General features: G+C 74.8%; 8 protein-coding genes. 3 read left to right on the top strand and 5 right to left on the bottom strand.

Going from position 1 to position 15,785, the window contains the following annotated elements; all coding sequences use genetic code 11:
* Positions 1–361: 361 nt before the first annotated feature.
* Positions 362–898 carry a MarR family winged helix-turn-helix transcriptional regulator gene (locus AC07DU_RS29785; protein ID WP_360902320.1) on the bottom strand — a complete coding sequence of 179 codons (537 nt, stop codon included), beginning with the start codon at positions 896–898 and terminating at the stop codon, positions 362–364.
* A gap of 123 nt (positions 899–1,021) precedes the next feature.
* Here AC07DU_RS29785 and AC07DU_RS29780 point away from each other — a divergent pair, with 123 nt between their 5' ends.
* Positions 1,022–2,311, top strand: coding sequence for an MFS transporter (locus AC07DU_RS29780; RefSeq protein WP_479114796.1), 1,290 nt, complete (start codon positions 1,022–1,024; stop codon positions 2,309–2,311).
* Positions 2,312–2,392: 81 nt separating this feature from the next.
* Here the strand turns inward: AC07DU_RS29780 and AC07DU_RS29775 are convergent, their stop codons facing one another.
* Together AC07DU_RS29775 and AC07DU_RS29770 are read right to left on the bottom strand one after the other, a co-directional pair.
* Positions 2,393–4,225 (bottom strand): ATP-binding SpoIIE family protein phosphatase, encoded by a 1,833-nt coding sequence (locus AC07DU_RS29775; protein WP_479114794.1) that lies wholly within the window; start codon positions 4,223–4,225, stop codon positions 2,393–2,395.
* Between the two features lie 135 nt (positions 4,226–4,360).
* Entirely contained in the window at positions 4,361–5,791 is a 1,431-nt protein-coding gene (locus AC07DU_RS29770) for an NAD(P)/FAD-dependent oxidoreductase (RefSeq protein ID WP_479114792.1), read from the bottom strand.
* A 339-nt stretch (positions 5,792–6,130) separates the two neighbouring features.
* Here AC07DU_RS29770 and AC07DU_RS29765 point away from each other — a divergent pair, with 339 nt between their 5' ends.
* Positions 6,131–6,907, top strand: a complete 777-nt coding sequence (locus tag AC07DU_RS29765) for a TetR/AcrR family transcriptional regulator (protein ID WP_360902326.1) — start codon at positions 6,131–6,133, stop codon at positions 6,905–6,907.
* 212 nt (positions 6,908–7,119) lie between these two features.
* Positions 7,120–9,078: a sigma-70 family RNA polymerase sigma factor gene (locus AC07DU_RS29760; protein ID WP_479114790.1), complete on the top strand. Its 1,959-nt coding sequence runs from the start codon at positions 7,120–7,122 to the stop codon at positions 9,076–9,078.
* Here the strand turns inward: AC07DU_RS29760 and AC07DU_RS29755 are convergent, their stop codons facing one another.
* Both AC07DU_RS29755 and AC07DU_RS29750 read right to left on the bottom strand, forming a co-directional pair.
* Entirely contained in the window at positions 9,079–12,393 is a 3,315-nt protein-coding gene (locus AC07DU_RS29755; protein ID WP_479114788.1) for a BTAD domain-containing putative transcriptional regulator, read from the bottom strand.
* A 1,049-nt stretch (positions 12,394–13,442) separates the two neighbouring features.
* Positions 13,443–15,701: an asparagine synthase-related protein gene (locus tag AC07DU_RS29750; RefSeq protein ID WP_453374798.1), complete on the bottom strand. Its 2,259-nt coding sequence runs from the start codon at positions 15,699–15,701 to the stop codon at positions 13,443–13,445.
* Between the last annotated feature and the right edge of the window lie 84 nt (positions 15,702–15,785).

Here is a 15,785-nt window from a genome sequence, read left to right as displayed (position 1 = left end):
TTGAGTTCTCAAGGAACGGACGCTTCCTTTGTACTCACCCTCTCGGGCTTTCCTCCGGGCTTTCGTTCTGTTCTTGCGTTTCCGACTCTATCAGACTCTTTCGGGCCTGACCCCCGGTCAGCGGGGTTTGTCTTCCGGGCTGTTGGGCCCTTCCGACTCCCGAACTCTAGTGGATTTCCCCGGCGATTCATAATCGGCCTTCGGAAATTAATTCGGGCATGCCGAATTCGTTCCCAGTGGGAGATCGTGCAGAGTTGGGTGCCGCAACGAGGCGGCGGGATGTGTCGTCGCCGAAACCTTCCGGCTCTGGGACAACTCGAAGAACCTTACGGATCAACGGGGGCCGTGTCAAACCGGGTGATCAGCCGGGGGACTGGAGGTCCTCTACGCGGTCCAGGAGGCGGGTCAGCATGTCTCCCAGCACCCCGCGCTCCGCGGTGGAGAGGTCCTGGAGGAGGTCCTCCTCGAAGACCGTGGCCGCGCGCATGGCGTCCAGCCACTTGCTCCGGCCCTCGTCCGTGAGCTCCACGATCACGCGGACCCGGTTGGACTCGTCCCGCTCGCGGGTGACCAGTCCCTCCGCCGTCATGCGGTCGATCCGGTGGGTCATCGCCGCCGGCGTGAGGCCCAACTGCTTCGCGAGCTCGCTCGGGCCCATCCGGTAGGGAGCGCCGGAGATGACCAGGGCCTTGAGGACCTCCCACTCCGCGTTACTGATGCCCAGGGCGGCGGTCTGGCGTCCGTACGCGACGTTCATCCGGCGGTTCAGGCGGCTCAGAGCCGACACGACCTTCTCGACCTGGGGGTCGAGGTCCTGGAACTCGCGCTGGTAGACGGCGATCTGCTCATCGAGGCTCGGTTCGTGGACGGGCGCAGTGCCGTCGGGGGTGTCACCCATGGGTCGAAGTATCGCATGAAGCCGTTGGCGTCTAACTCCTTCGGTGTGTAGTGTTAAGCATCGAACTTTAGGTATGAAGTCTTCAGGCTTCAGTTATCAAGGCAGGTGAAAGTGACCAGGGTGATGGGCGCCGCGCTGCGGCGGATCCAGGCCGGGAACGCGCTGACCGCGTTCGGCATCGGCTTCACGGTTCCGTTCCTCTACATCTATGTGGCGCAGGTCCGGGCTCTGGGCTCCATGGCCGCCACGAGCGCGTTCGTGGCCTTCGCTCTGGGTGCTCTGGTCGCGCTGCCCTTCACCGGCCGCGTCATCGACCGGCGTGGTCCCGTCCCGGTGGTCATGGGCGCTGCCGTCGCCGCCTCGGCCGGGGCGCTCTCGCTCGGGCTGTCCACCGGCCTCGTGCCCCTCCTGCTGTCGGCGCTGGCGCTCGGCGCCGGGCAGGCCGTGATGCAGCCCGCCCTGGCCACGATGATCGTGTGGTGCTCCACGCCGTCCACCCGGACCCGTGCGTTCGCCCTTCAGTTCTTCGTGCAGAACCTGGGTCTGGGCATCGGCGGTCTCATCGGCGGCCAGATCGTCGACGAGAGCCGGCCGGGCAGCTTCACCCTCCTGTTCGGCATCGAGGCCGTGATGTTCCTGGTGCTGGCCGGGGTCATCGCCACCGTGCGGATGCCGCACGTCCCGGGGTTCAAGGACGCCCGTCCCAAGGACGCGGCGCAGCCGGGCGGCGGCTGGCGGCGGCTGATGCGCCACAAGGCCATGGTGCAGCTGTGCGTGCTGGGCTTCGTGGTGTTCTTCGCCTGCTACGGGCAGTTCGAGTCGGGTCTGGCCGCCTTCGGTACGGAGGCCGCCGGGATCTCCCCGTCCACGCTCGGCTTCGCGCTCGCCGCCAACACCGGGGCGATCGTCGTCGCGCAGTTCGTCGTGCTGCGGCTCGTCGAGAAGCGGCGGCGGTCGCGGGTGATCGCGCTCGTCGGGCTGATCTGGACCGGGGCGTGGATCATCGCCGGGTTCTCGGGGCTGGGGCACGGCAGCGCCCTGATGGCCGCCGCCGCGTTCATCACCACGTACGCGCTCTTCGGCATCGGCGAGGCCATGCTGTCGCCGACCCTGGCACCGCTGGTGGCGGATCTGGCTCCCGAGGGCTCGGTGGGTCAGTACAACTCGGCCTTCGCGCTGGTCAAGCAGATGGCGCTGGCGCTGGGGCCGCTCGGGGTGCCGCTCGGTGCGGGGATTCCGTTGCTCTACATCGGGGTCTTCGTGCTCGTGTCCCTCGGGATCGCGTTCCTGGCGCTGCGGCTCGGCAGGCGTCTGAGCCCGGCGCAGGACAACCCGTCGCTGTCCAGGGTCGTGGCGCAGGGCGGTCCGGCCGTCGTGGCCGGGGCCGCTGCCGCGAAGCCCGTGCACGCGTAGGGCTTCGTAGGACGTCAGAAGAACGCGCAAGGCCCCGGTCCTGAGGATCGGGGCCTTGCGCGTGTCCGGTCACTTGTACGGTCACTTGTCCGGCAGGGCGAACTCGCACCAGACGGCCTTGCCGCCGCCCGGGGTGCGGCGGGAGCCCCAGGACGAGGCGATGGTGGCGATGATCGAGATGCCGCGGCCGGTTTCGTCGGCCGGTTCGGCGCGGCGGCGGCGCGGGAGGTGGTCGTCCCCGTCGGTCACCTCGACGATCAGGCGGCGGTCGGTCCGGCGCAGGCGCAGGCGCATGGGCGGGGTGCCGTGCTGGAGGGAGTTCGCGACGAGCTCGCTCGCGGCCAGCACGCCGAGGTCGCACAGCTCGATCGGGAAGCGCCAGGAGGCGAGGACGCCCTGGGCGAAGGCACGGGCGCGCGGGGCCGCCTCGATGCCGCCGTGCAGTTCCAGGCCGGCGTTGTGGAAGAGCTCGGCGTCCGTGCCGGTGCGGGCGGGCTGCTGGAGGACCATCACGGCGACGTCGTCGTCGTGGTCGGCGTCCACGCCGAGAGCGCGCATCAGGCGGTCGCAGATGACGGCCGGGGTGCCCTGGGCGCCGGAGAGGGCGCGTTCGAGCGCGGCGACGCCTTCGTCGATGTCCTCGCCGCGGCGTTCGACCAGGCCGTCGGTGTAGAGGACGGCGGTGGAGCCGGGGCCCAGGGCGATGGTGCCGGAGGTGTGCAGCCAGCCGCCGGTGCCGAGGGGCGGGCCGGTGGGGTCGGCGGCTCTGCGTACGGTGCCGTCCTCGTCACGGACCAGGATCGGGAGGTGGCCGGCGGAGGCGTACGCGAGCAGGCCCTCGTTGGGGTCGTGGACCGCGTACACGCAGGTGGCGATCTGGCTGGCGTCGATCTCGGCCGCGAGGCCGTCGAGGAGCTGGAGCACCTCGTGCGGGGGCAGGTCGAGACGGGCGTAGGCGCGGACGGCGGTGCGCAGCTGGCCCATGACGGCGGCGGCGCGCACGCCGCGGCCCATGACGTCGCCGATGACGAGGGCGGTGCGGCCGGCGCCGAGGGTGATGACGTCGTACCAGTCGCCGCCGACGGCGGCTTCGGTGCCGCCGGGCTGGTAGGTGGCGGCGACGCGCAGGTCGTCGGGCTGTTCGAGCTCCTGCGGGAGCAGGGAGCGCTGGAGGGTGACGGCGGCCTCGCGCTGGCGGCGTTCGCTGGCGCGCAGGCGCTCGACGGCCTCGGCGTGGTCGGTGACGTCGGCGAGGTGGATCAGGACTCCGGTGTGGTGGGGGTCGGAGCCGCTTTCGTTTCCGCTTCCGCTTCCGTTTTCCCGTTCGCTCTCGGTTTCGGGCTTGGGGAACTCGACGGGGGTGCAGGTGACGGTGTACGAGCTGCCGCCACCCGGTGCGGTGCGGTTCTTGGCGGTGCGGGACTTGCCGCTGCGCTGGACCTGGTCGAGGAGCGGGAGGAGGCCGAGCTCGCCGAGCTCGGGCAGGCCTTCGTGGGCGGGTGCGCCGGGGGTGCGGGCGCCGAAGCCGGCCGTGTAGGCGTCGTTGACGTAGGCGATGCGGTGTTCCGGGCCGTGGACGAGGGCGACCAGGGACGGGAGCCGGCCGAGGACCTCGCGTACGGAGAGCTCGTCGAGGGAGGGCACGGGCGCGGGGCTGCCGCGGCGCGGCGCCGGGGCGGGCCCGGTCCCGGCCCCGCTCGCGGCGCCGGTGGCGGAGCCGGTGCCGCGGACCGTGGGGTCGGCGGGGTGGCCGTCCGCGGCGGGCGTGGACCGCTCGGTTCCCGGGGCGGGGCCGCCGCGGGCCGCCGGTACCGCGCCTTCACCCCGCTTGGTCTGGGCGGCGGCGTGTTCGGTCCGGGCGGCGGCGCGGCGCTGCGTTCCGGGAAACCGGGCGCTCCAGCGCGTGAAGTTCACTGCGTTCAAGCCTCGTGGTGTCGCGAGTGGTCGCTGTGTCGCTCGTAAGCGGTCGCTGACTGGACGATGTCACTCTGTGCAGGTGTGAGCCCACCTATGGTCACACGTCCAGTGTGGCCGACCGCACTGACAACGTCAGCTCTGGCTGTTCTGCGGGGGGTTGGGGGCGGGGGGCGGCGGCGGGTACTTGGGGCCGCCGCCTGCGGCGAGTTCGAATTCTGCCCTGGGGTGTTCGAGGGAGCCCAGGGACACGATCTCGCGCTTGAAGAGGCCGGAGAGGGTCCATTCGGCGAGGACGCGCATTTTGCGGTTGAAGGTGGGGACGCGGCTGAGGTGGTAGGCGCGGTGCATGAACCAGGCGGGGTACCCCTTGAGCTTGCGCCCGTAGACGTGGGCGACGCCCTTGTGGAGGCCGAGGGAGGCGACGGAGCCCGCGTACTTGTGGGCGTATTCGGTCAGGACCTCGTCGCGCAGGGCGGCGAGGAGGTTGTCGGCGAGGACCTTGGCCTGGCGCAGGGCGTGCTGGGCGTTGGGGGCGCATTCGCGGCCGGGGCCTTCGGTTCCGGGCGGGGCGGTGATGTCGGGGATGGCGGCGGCGTCGCCGGCGGCCCAGGCGTGCTCCACGCCCTCGACGGTGAGGAAGGCGGTGCAGGCGAGGCGGCCGCGCTCGTTCCGGGGCAGGTCGGAGGCGGCCAGGATCGGGTGCGGTTTGACGCCGGCGGTCCACACGACGGTGCGGGTGGGGAAGCGGGCGCCGTCGCTGAGGACGGCGACGCGGTTCTCGCAGGATTCGAGCCGGGTCTCCAGACGGAGGTCGATGTTGCGGCGGCGCAGTTCGCGGATCGTGTAGACGCCCATGTCGGGGCCGACCTCGGGGAGGATGCGGTCACTGGCCTCGACGAGGACCCATTTCATGTCCTCGGGCTTGATGTTGTGGTAGTACCGCGCCGCGTAGCGGGCCATGTCCTCCAGCTCGCCGAGGGCTTCGACGCCGGCGTAGCCGCCGCCGACGAAGACGAAGGTGAGGGCGGCGTCGCGCAGGGCCGGGTCGCGGGTGGAGGAGGCGATGTCCATCTGTTCGATGACGTGGTTGCGCAGGCCGATGGCCTCTTCGACCGTCTTGAACCCGATGCCGTAGTCGGCGAGTCCCGGGACGGGGAGGGCGCGGGAGATGGAGCCGGGGGCGAGGACGAGTTCGTCGTACTCCATCTCCGTGGGGCCGGTGCCCTCGTCCGCGGTGGCGAGGGTGGCGACGGTGACGGTGCGTTTGGAGTGGTCGATGCGCTGGGCCTCGCCGATGACGACGCGGCACTTGTCGAGGACGCGGCGCAGCGGGACCACGACGTGACGTGGGGAGATCGAGCCCGCGGCTGCTTCGGGGAGGAAGGGCTGGTACGTCATGTAGGGCTCGGGTGTGACCACCGTGACCTCGGCTTCGCCGGCTCTCAGCTTTCGCTGGAGCCGGAGCGCCGTATACATGCCGACGTAGCCGCCGCCGACGATCAGGATGCGCGTGCGGGGCGGGGTACCGGGGGCCGTGCCCCGGGAGTTAGCAGCCTTCACCATCCCATGACGCAACGTGGCCGGGAGTTTGTCCACAGCCCCGACAAATTGTGTGACCGGAGGTGATGCCGGGACGGGGGTGAAGCGGACCCCTGGTGGGGGTGGGAATCCGCAGGTCAGAGGACACGGAATGGCTGATTCCGGGAACGTGTGAGGAAAAAGTGAGGGTGAATGCTCCGATCGGGCGGTGGTCCGTCCGGGGCTGCCTCTTCTGAATTGAGTCTGGCTCAACTATGTTCGTATCCCGTCGAGAAGTAGGACCGGGCCCGAGACCGTGGCCCCTCTCGACACGAAGGCGGGGAGTGTCTCCGGGGGGAGACAAATGATTACCGGGGGAAACATATGAACATTTCCGACTTCCATGGTTCTGCGACCGCACTCTCGGTCGAGGCCAACGGCCGCCCGCTCGCGGGCGCCACGACCACGCACGGCGTAGGCCGGTCCACGCCGCTGCGCGTCGACGCGCAGCGCAACCTGGAGCACGTCCTGCGAGCGGCCCGCGAGGTCTTCGGCGAGCTGGGCTACGGGGCTCCGATGGAGGACGTGGCCAGGCGTGCGCGGGTCGGTGTCGGCACCGTGTACCGGCGGTTCCCGAGCAAGGACGTCCTGGTCCGGCGCATAGCCGAGGAGGAGACGGCTCGGCTGACCGAGCAGGCCAGGACTGCGTTGGGCCAGGAGGAGGAGCCGTGGGAGGCGCTGTCGTGCTTCCTGCGCACCTCCGTGGCCTCGGGTGCCGGGCGGCTGCTGCCGCCGCAGGTGCTGCGGGTCGGCGCGGAGAGCGAGGACGGGGCCGAGGACGCGGAGGCGGCGCGTGTTCCGCACCAGCGCCAGGCGGTCGCGGCCGGGGCGGCTCCCGAGCTGCGGGTCCTGGGCACGCGGAGCGCGGCCGGGGACGAGCCGTCGGACGACGCGGGCGCCGGTGCGCTGCTCGAGGTCGTCGGCCGGCTGGTGCACCGGGCGCGGGAGGCCGGTGCACTGCGCGGCGACGTCACGGTGGCCGATGTACTGCTGGTGATAGCGACGGCGGCGCCCGCGCTGCCCGACCCGGCGCAGCAGGCGGCGGCTTCGACCCGGCTGCTCGACATCCTGCTCGAAGGGCTGCGGTCGCGCACGGTGTGACCTTGCGTGACGCGGGGCCGTGACCCGAGGCACCGTCCGCTCGCACGGTCGGGGATCACTGCGGATCAGTGCGGATCGGTACGGATCAGTACGACGATTCGCTGAATCCTGCCCGGACGAGTGGATGGTGCGCAGACAGGGCCGACGCGTGGCCGCCGTGTGACACGCTTGATCGGTGTACCGGTTGAGTGTGTCGTGCGGGGGCTTCCGCGATGGGCGTTGACGGGCGGGAGGAGCCACTCGGTGGCGCCGGCAGCGAGGTCGAGGGGGGCAGCCTGCCCGCCCGGCAGGTGCCGGCGCAGCGCGAACCGGGCGGACGACACGCCCGTTCCACCGGCCTTTCCGCGACCGCGGGCATCAGCGGCGAGCTGCCGCCCTCGGACGGGGAGCTGGTCGCCCGGATGCGGGGCGGTGACGACGGTGCCTACGAGGAGCTGTTCCGTCGGCACGCCGATGCCGTACGGCGCTACGCGCGGACCTGCTGCCGGGACGGCCACACCGCCGACGACCTGACCGCCGAGGTGTTCGCGCGGACCCTGCAGGCGGTACGGGGCGGGGCGGGGCCGGACCAGTCGGTGCGGGCCTACCTGCTGACCACCGTGCGCAGGGTCGCCGCCGCCTGGGTCAAGACCGCCAAGCGGGAGCATCTCGTCGAGGACTTCGCCGTCTTCGCGGAGCAGGCGGTCAGGGGTGCGGAGAGCGGGGCCGCACTGGCCGGGGACGACACGCTCGAACTGGGCGCGGACGTACGGGCGATGCACGAGGCCGAGCAGTCGCTTGCCATGCAGGCCTTCCGGAGCCTGCCCGAGCGGTGGCAGGCCGTGCTGTGGCACACCACCGTCGAGGAGGCCTCGCCGAGTGCGATCGCACCCCTGTTCGGGCTGAGTGCCAACGCGACGGCGGTGCTGGCCAGTCGCGCCCGCGAGGGGCTCAAGCAGGCGTATCTGCAAGCCCATGTGAGTTCGGCCCTCAGTGAGGGCGGCGACTGCGCGCGCTACGCGGACCGGCTGGGCGCCTATGCCCGGGGCGGGCTGCGGATGCGGGCCGAGCTGGGGCTGCGCAAGCACCTGGAGGAGTGCGTGAAGTGCCGGCTGGCCGCCGGTGAGCTCAAGGATGTCAACGCGGGCATTCCCGCGCTGCTGCCGGTCGCGGTCATCGGGTGGTTCGCCGCCGGGTACGCGGCCAAGGCCGCCGGGGTCGTGGCCGGTGGGGCCGTCGCCGCCGGCGGTGCCGGGGCCGCGGCGGCCGCCGGCGGGTCGGGGGCGGGAGCGGGAGCAGGGGCCGCGGGAGGTGCGGGCGCTGCCGGGGCGGGCGGCGCCGGTGGTGGGGCCGGTTCGACCGCCGGGGCCGGGGCCTTGGCTTCCGAGGGGCTGGGGCTGCCCGCGAAGGCCGCCATCGCCGCCGGGATCGCGGTGGCCGCGGCCGCCGGGGTGGTGTTCGCGTTCACCGGGGACGATGCCGAGCCGCAGGCCCGGGCGGCGCCCGCCCCCAGCGTGGCCGCGCCCGCGGTGCCCGTCGTACCGCCGGAGCCGGAGACCCCCGCCCCGCCCGTGGCGGAGCCGGAGCCCTCGCGGAGCGCCGTACCGTCGCGGCAGCCCGCGCCCTCGGCTCCGGCCGCGCTCGCTCCCCCGGCGCCGGCCTCGCCCACGCCCTCGCCGAGCCGGAAGAAGCCCTCGGCCGCGCCCTCCCCGAGCAGGCCCGCGGCGCAGGCGCCCCCGCCTCTGGCGAAGCCGCCGCAGGGGTTCCGGCTCGCCGTGCTCCGCCACTCGGCGTACGGGGACCACAGCGGCCCCGAGGTGCAGACCTGGCGCAGCAGCTGGGTGTGGCAGCGCTGGGGGCTGAAGGTGGGCGACCGGCGGTTCCAGCACGGGATCACCGTGAACTCGCGTTCCTCGGTGGAGATCGCCCTCAACCGGCGGTGCACCGCGTTCTCGGCGGGGGCCGGGGTGGACGGCCTGTCGTTGTTCACCGACGGCGCGGTGCGGTTCTCCGTGTACGCGGACGGGCAGCGGCTGTGGCAGTCCGCCGCCCTCGGCTTCGAGGACCCGCCGGCGGCCGTGTCGGTCTCCCTCTCCGGGCGCAAGACGCTGCGGCTGGTGGTGGAGAGGGACGGGCCGGGCACTCTGCCGGCGCTGGCGAGCTGGGCGGACGCGGTGATCAGCTGTGGGTGATCAGGTGTGGATGACGAGCCGGTGGGGATCGGCTGCCGGTGAGCAGTCGGTGGTGAGGGCCGCGGCGAGTGCCGCCGGGGTGAGTGCGGCTCCGGAGCGTTCCTCCCGGGCGTAGCGGGCCGGGCCGAGCAGGGCGCGGGCCCGCTCCGGGAGGCCCGCCACGGCGGCGCTCTCGGGGACCGAGCGCGGAAGGCCCGCGCGCCAGGCGGTGGCCGCCGCGAGGGCCCGTAGGGAGTCGGCGGGCCGGTCGGCGTCGGCGAGCATGACGGCCGCGGCCTCGGCCATGCCGGCGAGGAACCGTTCGGCGCAGCGGGCGGCGACGGCCGCGCCCAGAGCCGGCCCGATCCGGGCAAGACCCGCCGCCGGGCCGTGCTCGTGCGCGGCGAGGACGGCTTCGACGGTGTCCAGCCCGGCGGTGAGCTGCGGGGGCACGGAGGTGCGTTGCTCCTCGGCACGGGCGCGGGCGCACTCGGCGCGGGCCCGGTCGGCGTCGCCGCGCTGGAGGGCGATCAGGGACGAGAGGAGCCGGACGAAGGCGTTCACGTCGTACACCCCGCCGGAGCGGCCGGCTTCGCGGTCGGCCTGCGCCAGGAGCTGCTCGGCGGCCGCAAACTCTCCGGCGCAGTAGGCGACCTCGGCGATGCGGGCGATGGCGTAGGGGGCCTCGACGTGGGCCCCGACCTCGCGGGCGAGGCGCAGGCACTCCTCGTACTCGGCGCGGGCGTCGGCGTAGCGGCCGCGCGAGAAGGCGACCTCTCCTGCGGCGGCCGCCACCTGGGCGCGGGTCCAGCGGTCACCGACCCGGGCGGTGATCTCGTGCAGCTCGGCGAGGTCGGCGTCGACGGTGAGCAGGCCGCCCGTCGCGTCGATGGCGATGTGGGTGCGCACCAGGAGGGTCACGCCAAGCTCCCAGTCACCGCCGTAGCGGCGGCAGTTGGACACCGACTGGTCGAGGTCGGCGTGGAAGTCGAGGGGGGCCTCACCGGTGAGGAAGGCGGTCATCGGCCACAGCATGCCGGGGAAGGTGGCGGCCTGCGGGGAGCCGTGGCGGTGGGTCTCCTTGATGCGGGCGGCGAGGGCGCGGTACTCGGCGGTGCGGAACCTCTCGGCGGGTTTACCCTCGGCGAGCAGGAAGAGGTTGAGGATCTGCAGGCGCATGCGCCGCCAGTACGCGGGCGAACCCTCGGGGTGGTCGGAGGAGGTGTCGGCGAGGACGCGGGCGGTCCACTCGGCGCCCTCGGCGCGGTAGTTACGCAGCCACCAGAACCAGCCGAGGGCGAAGACGAGGCGCTGGGCGGTCTCGGTGTCGCGGTCCACGACGACGGCGGTGTGCAGGGCCGCGCGGAGGTTGTCGAGCTCGGTCTCGATGCGGAGGATCCAGGGGAGCTGGGCGGCGGAGCGGATCAGGGGCTCGGCCTCCTCGGCGAGCGCGAGGAAGTGGGCGGCGTGGCGGCGGGCGGTGGCCCGGGCGTCCGAAGGGTTTAAGGGGTGGGCCGGGTCCGAGGGGTGGGACGCGGCGCGCTCGGCGGCGTACTCGTGGATGGTTTCGAGCATGCGGTAGCGCATTGCGGACCCGCCGCCGAGCCCTGGACCGTGCGGCTCCGCGACGACGAGGGACTTGTCGACGAGGGAGCCGAGGACATCGGCCACGTCGAGGGATCCCTCCGCGCAGACGGCCTCCGCGGCGGCCAGGTCGCAGCCGCCGGCGAAGACCGACAGGCGGCGCAGGACGGCCCGTTCGGACTCGTCCAGCAGGTCCCAGGACCAGTCGACGACCGCGCGCAGGGTCTGCTGGCGCGGCAGGACGGTACGGGCTCCGCTGGTCAGCAGGCGGAACCGGTCGTCGAGACGGTCCGCGATCTGGCGCGGGGTCAGCAGCCGCAGCCGGGCCGCCGCCAACTCGATCGCCAGCGGCAGACCGTCGAGGCGGGCGCAGATCTCGGCCACGGCGTCCGGGTCCTCGTCCACGGCGAACCCGGCGCGGGCGGCGGCCCCGCGGTCGGCGAAGAGACGGTGGGCGTGGGCGGAGGGCAGGGGTTCGACGGGTCGGACACGCTCGCCGGGCACGCCGAGGGGTTCGCGGCTGGTGGCCAGGATCCGGACGCCGGGGCAGTGCGTCAGGAGTCGCTCGGCGAGCTCGGCGGCCGCGCCGATGACGTGCTCGCAGTTGTCGAGGACGAGGAGCAGGCGGCGGTGTGCGCAGTGCTCCACGAGCTGGGTGGTGGGGTCCTCGGTGGCGGTCTTCTCGCGGGCGACCAGGGAGTTCTCGCGCAGGCCGAGGGCGCTGAGGACGGCGCCGGGGACGGCGGCGGGGTGGTCGAGGCGGGCGAGTTCGACGATCCACCCGGCCTCGGGGTGGTCGGCCGCCGCGTGCTCGGCGAGGCGCGTCTTTCCGGAACCGCCAGGCCCGGTGAGGGTGATGAGGCGGTGCCGGGCCAGGTCGGTGTGCAGGGCGGCCAGTTCGGGTTCGCGGCCGACGAAGGAGGTGAGGCGGGGGCGGAGGTTGCCGCGCGGGGGCTGTGGGGGCCGGGCCTGCGAGGGCCGGGGCGATTCCGGGCGGGGCCGCGGTGGCTGTGCGGGCCGGAGGAGTTCCGCGTGGAGGGCGGTGAGTTCGGGGCCGGGGTCGGTGCCGAGCCCGTCGGCGAGGACGCGGCGCGTGCGCTCGTACGCGGCCAGGGCCTCGGCGGGTCGGCCCGCCGCGCGCAGCGCGCGGATCTGCTGGGCGCGCACGGTTTCGTCGTACGGGCGCTCCTGGATCAGCGTCTCGATCTCCGGCAGGAGATCGGCCGGGGCCGTGGCGGTGACGCCGGCGCGCAGTTCGGCCTCGATGCGGTCCCGCAGGGCCGCGCCACGGCGGGCCTCGGCCGCCGCCGCGTGGGCGGTGCGGGCGGGCTCGGGCAGGTCGGCGAGGGCGGGACCGCGCCACAGGGCCAGGGCCTCGCGCAGGGTGCGGGCGGCGGCTTCCGGGTCGGTGGCGAGCTGACGGGCGCCGTGGGCTGCCAGCCGGTTGAACCGGTGCAGGTCGACGTCCTCGCGCTCGGCGGCCAGGCGGTAGCCGCCGGCCGGGTCCGTATGGACGGATGCGCGGCTGCCGAGGGCGCGGCGCAGGCGGGCGACGAGGGCCTGGAGGGCGGCCGGGCCGTCCTGGGGCGGGTCGTCGCCCCAGACCTCGTCGACGAGGTCGGGCACGGAGGCGCGGGCGCCGGCCCGCAGGGCGAGGGCGGCGAGGAGCGCGCGCAGCCGGGCGCCGCCGAGGAGGAGGGGGGCGCCGGTCTCGTCGCGCGCCTCGGTGGGGCCGAGGATGAGGTAGCGCACCGGGCCATTCTGCCCGGCCCCTGCGGGGACCCGGCAGCGAATTTCGACGCTGCGCGCCCTGACCGCGATCCGCCCCGCGCCTGGCCGCGGTCAGGCAAGCGCCGAACGGCGCACCGCCCCCGCCCGGCCCCGGCCCCGGCCCCGGCCCCGGCCCCGGCCCCGGCCCGGACAACGCCCGACGGCACACCGGCACTCCCTCGGGCACCGCCTTGCGCCCAGCCGCCGCCAGGACAACGCCCGGCGCCGGCCCCTGCGGGGATCCGGCAGCGAATTTCGACGCTGCGCGCCCGGACCCGGCCCGCGCCTGGCCGGCCGCGGTCAGGCAAGCGCCGAACGGCGCACCGCCGCGGCCCGGCCCCGGCCAGGACAACGCCGGACGGCGCACCGGCACTCCCTCGGGCACCGCCTTGCGCCCAGCCGCCGTCAGGGCAACGCCCGGCGGCGCACTGACCCCCGCCCGGCCCCGGTCACGACAACGCCCGGCGGGGCACGGGCTGTGGCCCGGCCGCCGCCAGGGCAGCGCCGGACGGCACACCGGCACTCCCTATCGGGACCGCCCTGCGGCGGGCCGGGGTCAGGACAGCGCCGGGCAGTGCACCGGCCTGTGACCCGGGTGCCGTCAGGGCAGCGCCGGACGGCGCACCGCCCCCGCGCGGCCCCGGTCACGACAACGCCCCGGCGGCGCACCGCCCCCAGTCCGGCCCCCGCTCAGGCCAGCGCCGAGCAGTGCACCGGAGGTGGCCCGGCCGCCGTCGGGACAGCGCCGGACGGCGCACCGGTACTTCCTCGGGCACCGCGCTGCGTCGGGCCCCGGGCAGGACAACGCCCGGCGGCGCTCAGGACCGCGCGGGGCAGTGCACCGGCTGGGGCCCGGCCCCGGCCACGACAGCGCCCGACGGCGCACCGCCCCCGCCCAGCCTCGGCCAGGACAACGCCCGGCGGCGCACCGGTGCTCCCTCGGGCACCCGCCCTACGCCGGGCCCGGGGGCCAGGACGACGCCCGGCGGTGCACCGGCACTCCCTCGGGCGCCCGCCCCTGCCCGCCCCCGTCACGACAGCGCCGGCCGGTGCATCGGGACTCCCTCCGGGACCGCCCTGCGGCGGGCCGCGGAGGTGCCCGTCCAGCAGGTGCCGCGGCGGGCCAGTAGGCGGTGGAGCCACAGCTCCATCGAGACGAGTTCCGCCAGGCCGTCCAGCGGAACCGGGCGGCCGTCCGCCGCGTCGAGCAGCGCCTGGCGCACCACGCGGGCCTCGATCAGCCCGGCGTCCGCGAGCAGCGGCGAGGCGAACAGGTCCAGCAGGTCGCCCAGGGCGGCGCGCAGCCCCAGCCGGGTCGCCGTCTCGTTCGGGGTGTGGGCCGTGGCCCCCCAGCCCGCCGGGAACTCGCGCACCCCGGCGGAGGCCAGGACGGTCCGCAGGATCTCGGCCCGGGCTCCGGGCTGGACCCGCAGGGATTCCGGGAGGGCGCGGGCGGCCCGTACGACCTGGTTGTCCAGGAAGGGGGCGTGCAGGCGCTGGCTGCGGACCTCCACGGCCTGCTCGAAGACCCGGTGGTCGGCGGCGTGCCGGGCGAGCAGCGCGCGGGCCCGCGCCTCCCCCGGCCGCAGCGACAGCGGCGGGCGGCCGGCGGCGGCCGCGAGACGGATCGATACTTCCGCCAGTGCCTCCCCCGTGAGCCAGCCCGCCGCCGGGCCCGGCCGCGACCAGGTCAGGGCGGCGAGGGAGGCGTCCACCGGACCGGAGGACCTCTCGGTGACCCCGCCCTCGCGGAGTCTGGCCGCGGCGGCTTCCATGCCCGCGCGGTACGTCGTACGGGAAAGCCTGCGGGCCGCCGCGTACACGGTCAGCGGTACCAGCAGGGACTCCCCGGCAGCTCCCGAGGCGGAGGCCGAACGGGCCAGCGCCGCCACGGGCCGCAGCAGGTGGCGCCGCCGCCGGTCCATCAGCAGGTCGGCCATGCGCGCCGGGTGCGCGTCCAGGACCTGGCGGGCCCCGTGGCCCGTGAAGTGGTCGGCGCTGCCCGCGGCCAGCCGGCGGCGCTCGCGCGCGGCGAAGACCAGCGAGGGCCCGGGCTCGTCGGTGAGCGGGCCGTCGAGGTCCGCGTACGGGAGGGCTTCCTCGGCGGCGGCCACCACGACGTGGTGCAGCCGCGGGTCGGCCGCGATGATCCTGGCCCGTTCCAGTTCGGCCTCGCGCCCCTGCGGGGTGGCCAGGTCGTTGAAGGTGACCGCCAGCAGCCGCGCCCCGGCCGGGCTCAGCAGACTGCCCGGGGCGCCGGGCAGGCCCGCCGCCAGCAGGGCCAGGGTCGCGGAGGCGCTGCCGCCGGAGAGGTCGGCGCCCACCCCCGGGGCCGGGGCGCCGCGGGCCGCGCGCCGGTCGGCGGGGCCCATGCCGGGCACGGGGCCGGGATCGTACGGAGGCAGGGTGTCGGGAGCATGCCGGGGCGCCGTGAGCCGGGCGCGCACCGCGTCCACCAACGCTTCCCGTACGCCCTCCACCGCGCGCCCGGCGTCGGCCTCGGGGGCGGCCACCGCGAGTGAGGCGGCCTGCTCGTAGCCGGTGATCTCGCGGGATCCCTCGCGCAGGATGAGCGCGTGCCCGGGCGGGATGCGCCGCACCCCCGCGTACGGTGTGCCGTCGCCCAGTGCCTCCGGGCTGTCGGGGCAGGCCAGCAGGGCGGCGAGGTGGCCGATGTCGAGCTGCGCCTCGATGAGGTCGGCGAGCGGGAGGGCGGCGGTGGCGTACGCGGTGCCGCTCGCCCAGGGGGTGTAGAAGACGGGCCGTGCGCCCGCCAGGTCGCCGAGGACGGTGATGCGGCGGCCGTTCTGGACGACGGCGGTGTAGCTGCCGGACCACTGGGTGAGGTGGCGCAGCGCGCCGCCGCGGGCGGCGTAGAGCGCGCGGCGCAGTTCGGCGTCGGTCGCACCGCAGCAGCCGAGGACCGCGAGCCGGGTGAAGGGGTCGGCGGGGTCGGCGGTGAGTGTGCGGATCTCGTCGGGGCGCCAGTCGCCGACGGCCCAGAGCGGGTCGGGGTCGCCCCACAGCAGCTGGGCGCCGACGGGGTGGACGGTGCGTTCGGCGTCCGCGCCCGGGTCGCCCGGATGGGCGGCGTCCGCGATGCCTCCGCGCAGGGGCGCGCCGCCCTCGCCGTAGCCGGTGTCCCCGTAACCGCTGTCGCCGTAGCCGCCGTCGCGTCCGTGGCCGTATCCGCCGGGGCGGTGTCCGCCCTGGCCGGAGGCGTGGCCTTGGACGCGGCCGGCCGTGCCGAAGCTCGCGGCGATACTGCTCCAACCCACCAACCAGCGCACCGCCGCCTCCCCAGCCTGTGGGCACATGACCGGGGCACGGGCAGCACGGACGGCGCTGAGGGCGCGGTCGGCGGGACCCCGGGT

Source organism: Streptomyces sp. NPDC045695, from assembly GCF_056432025.1.
The sequence above is the reverse complement of the archived record's forward strand: the minus strand, read 5'-3'. Positions and strand labels throughout refer to the sequence as shown.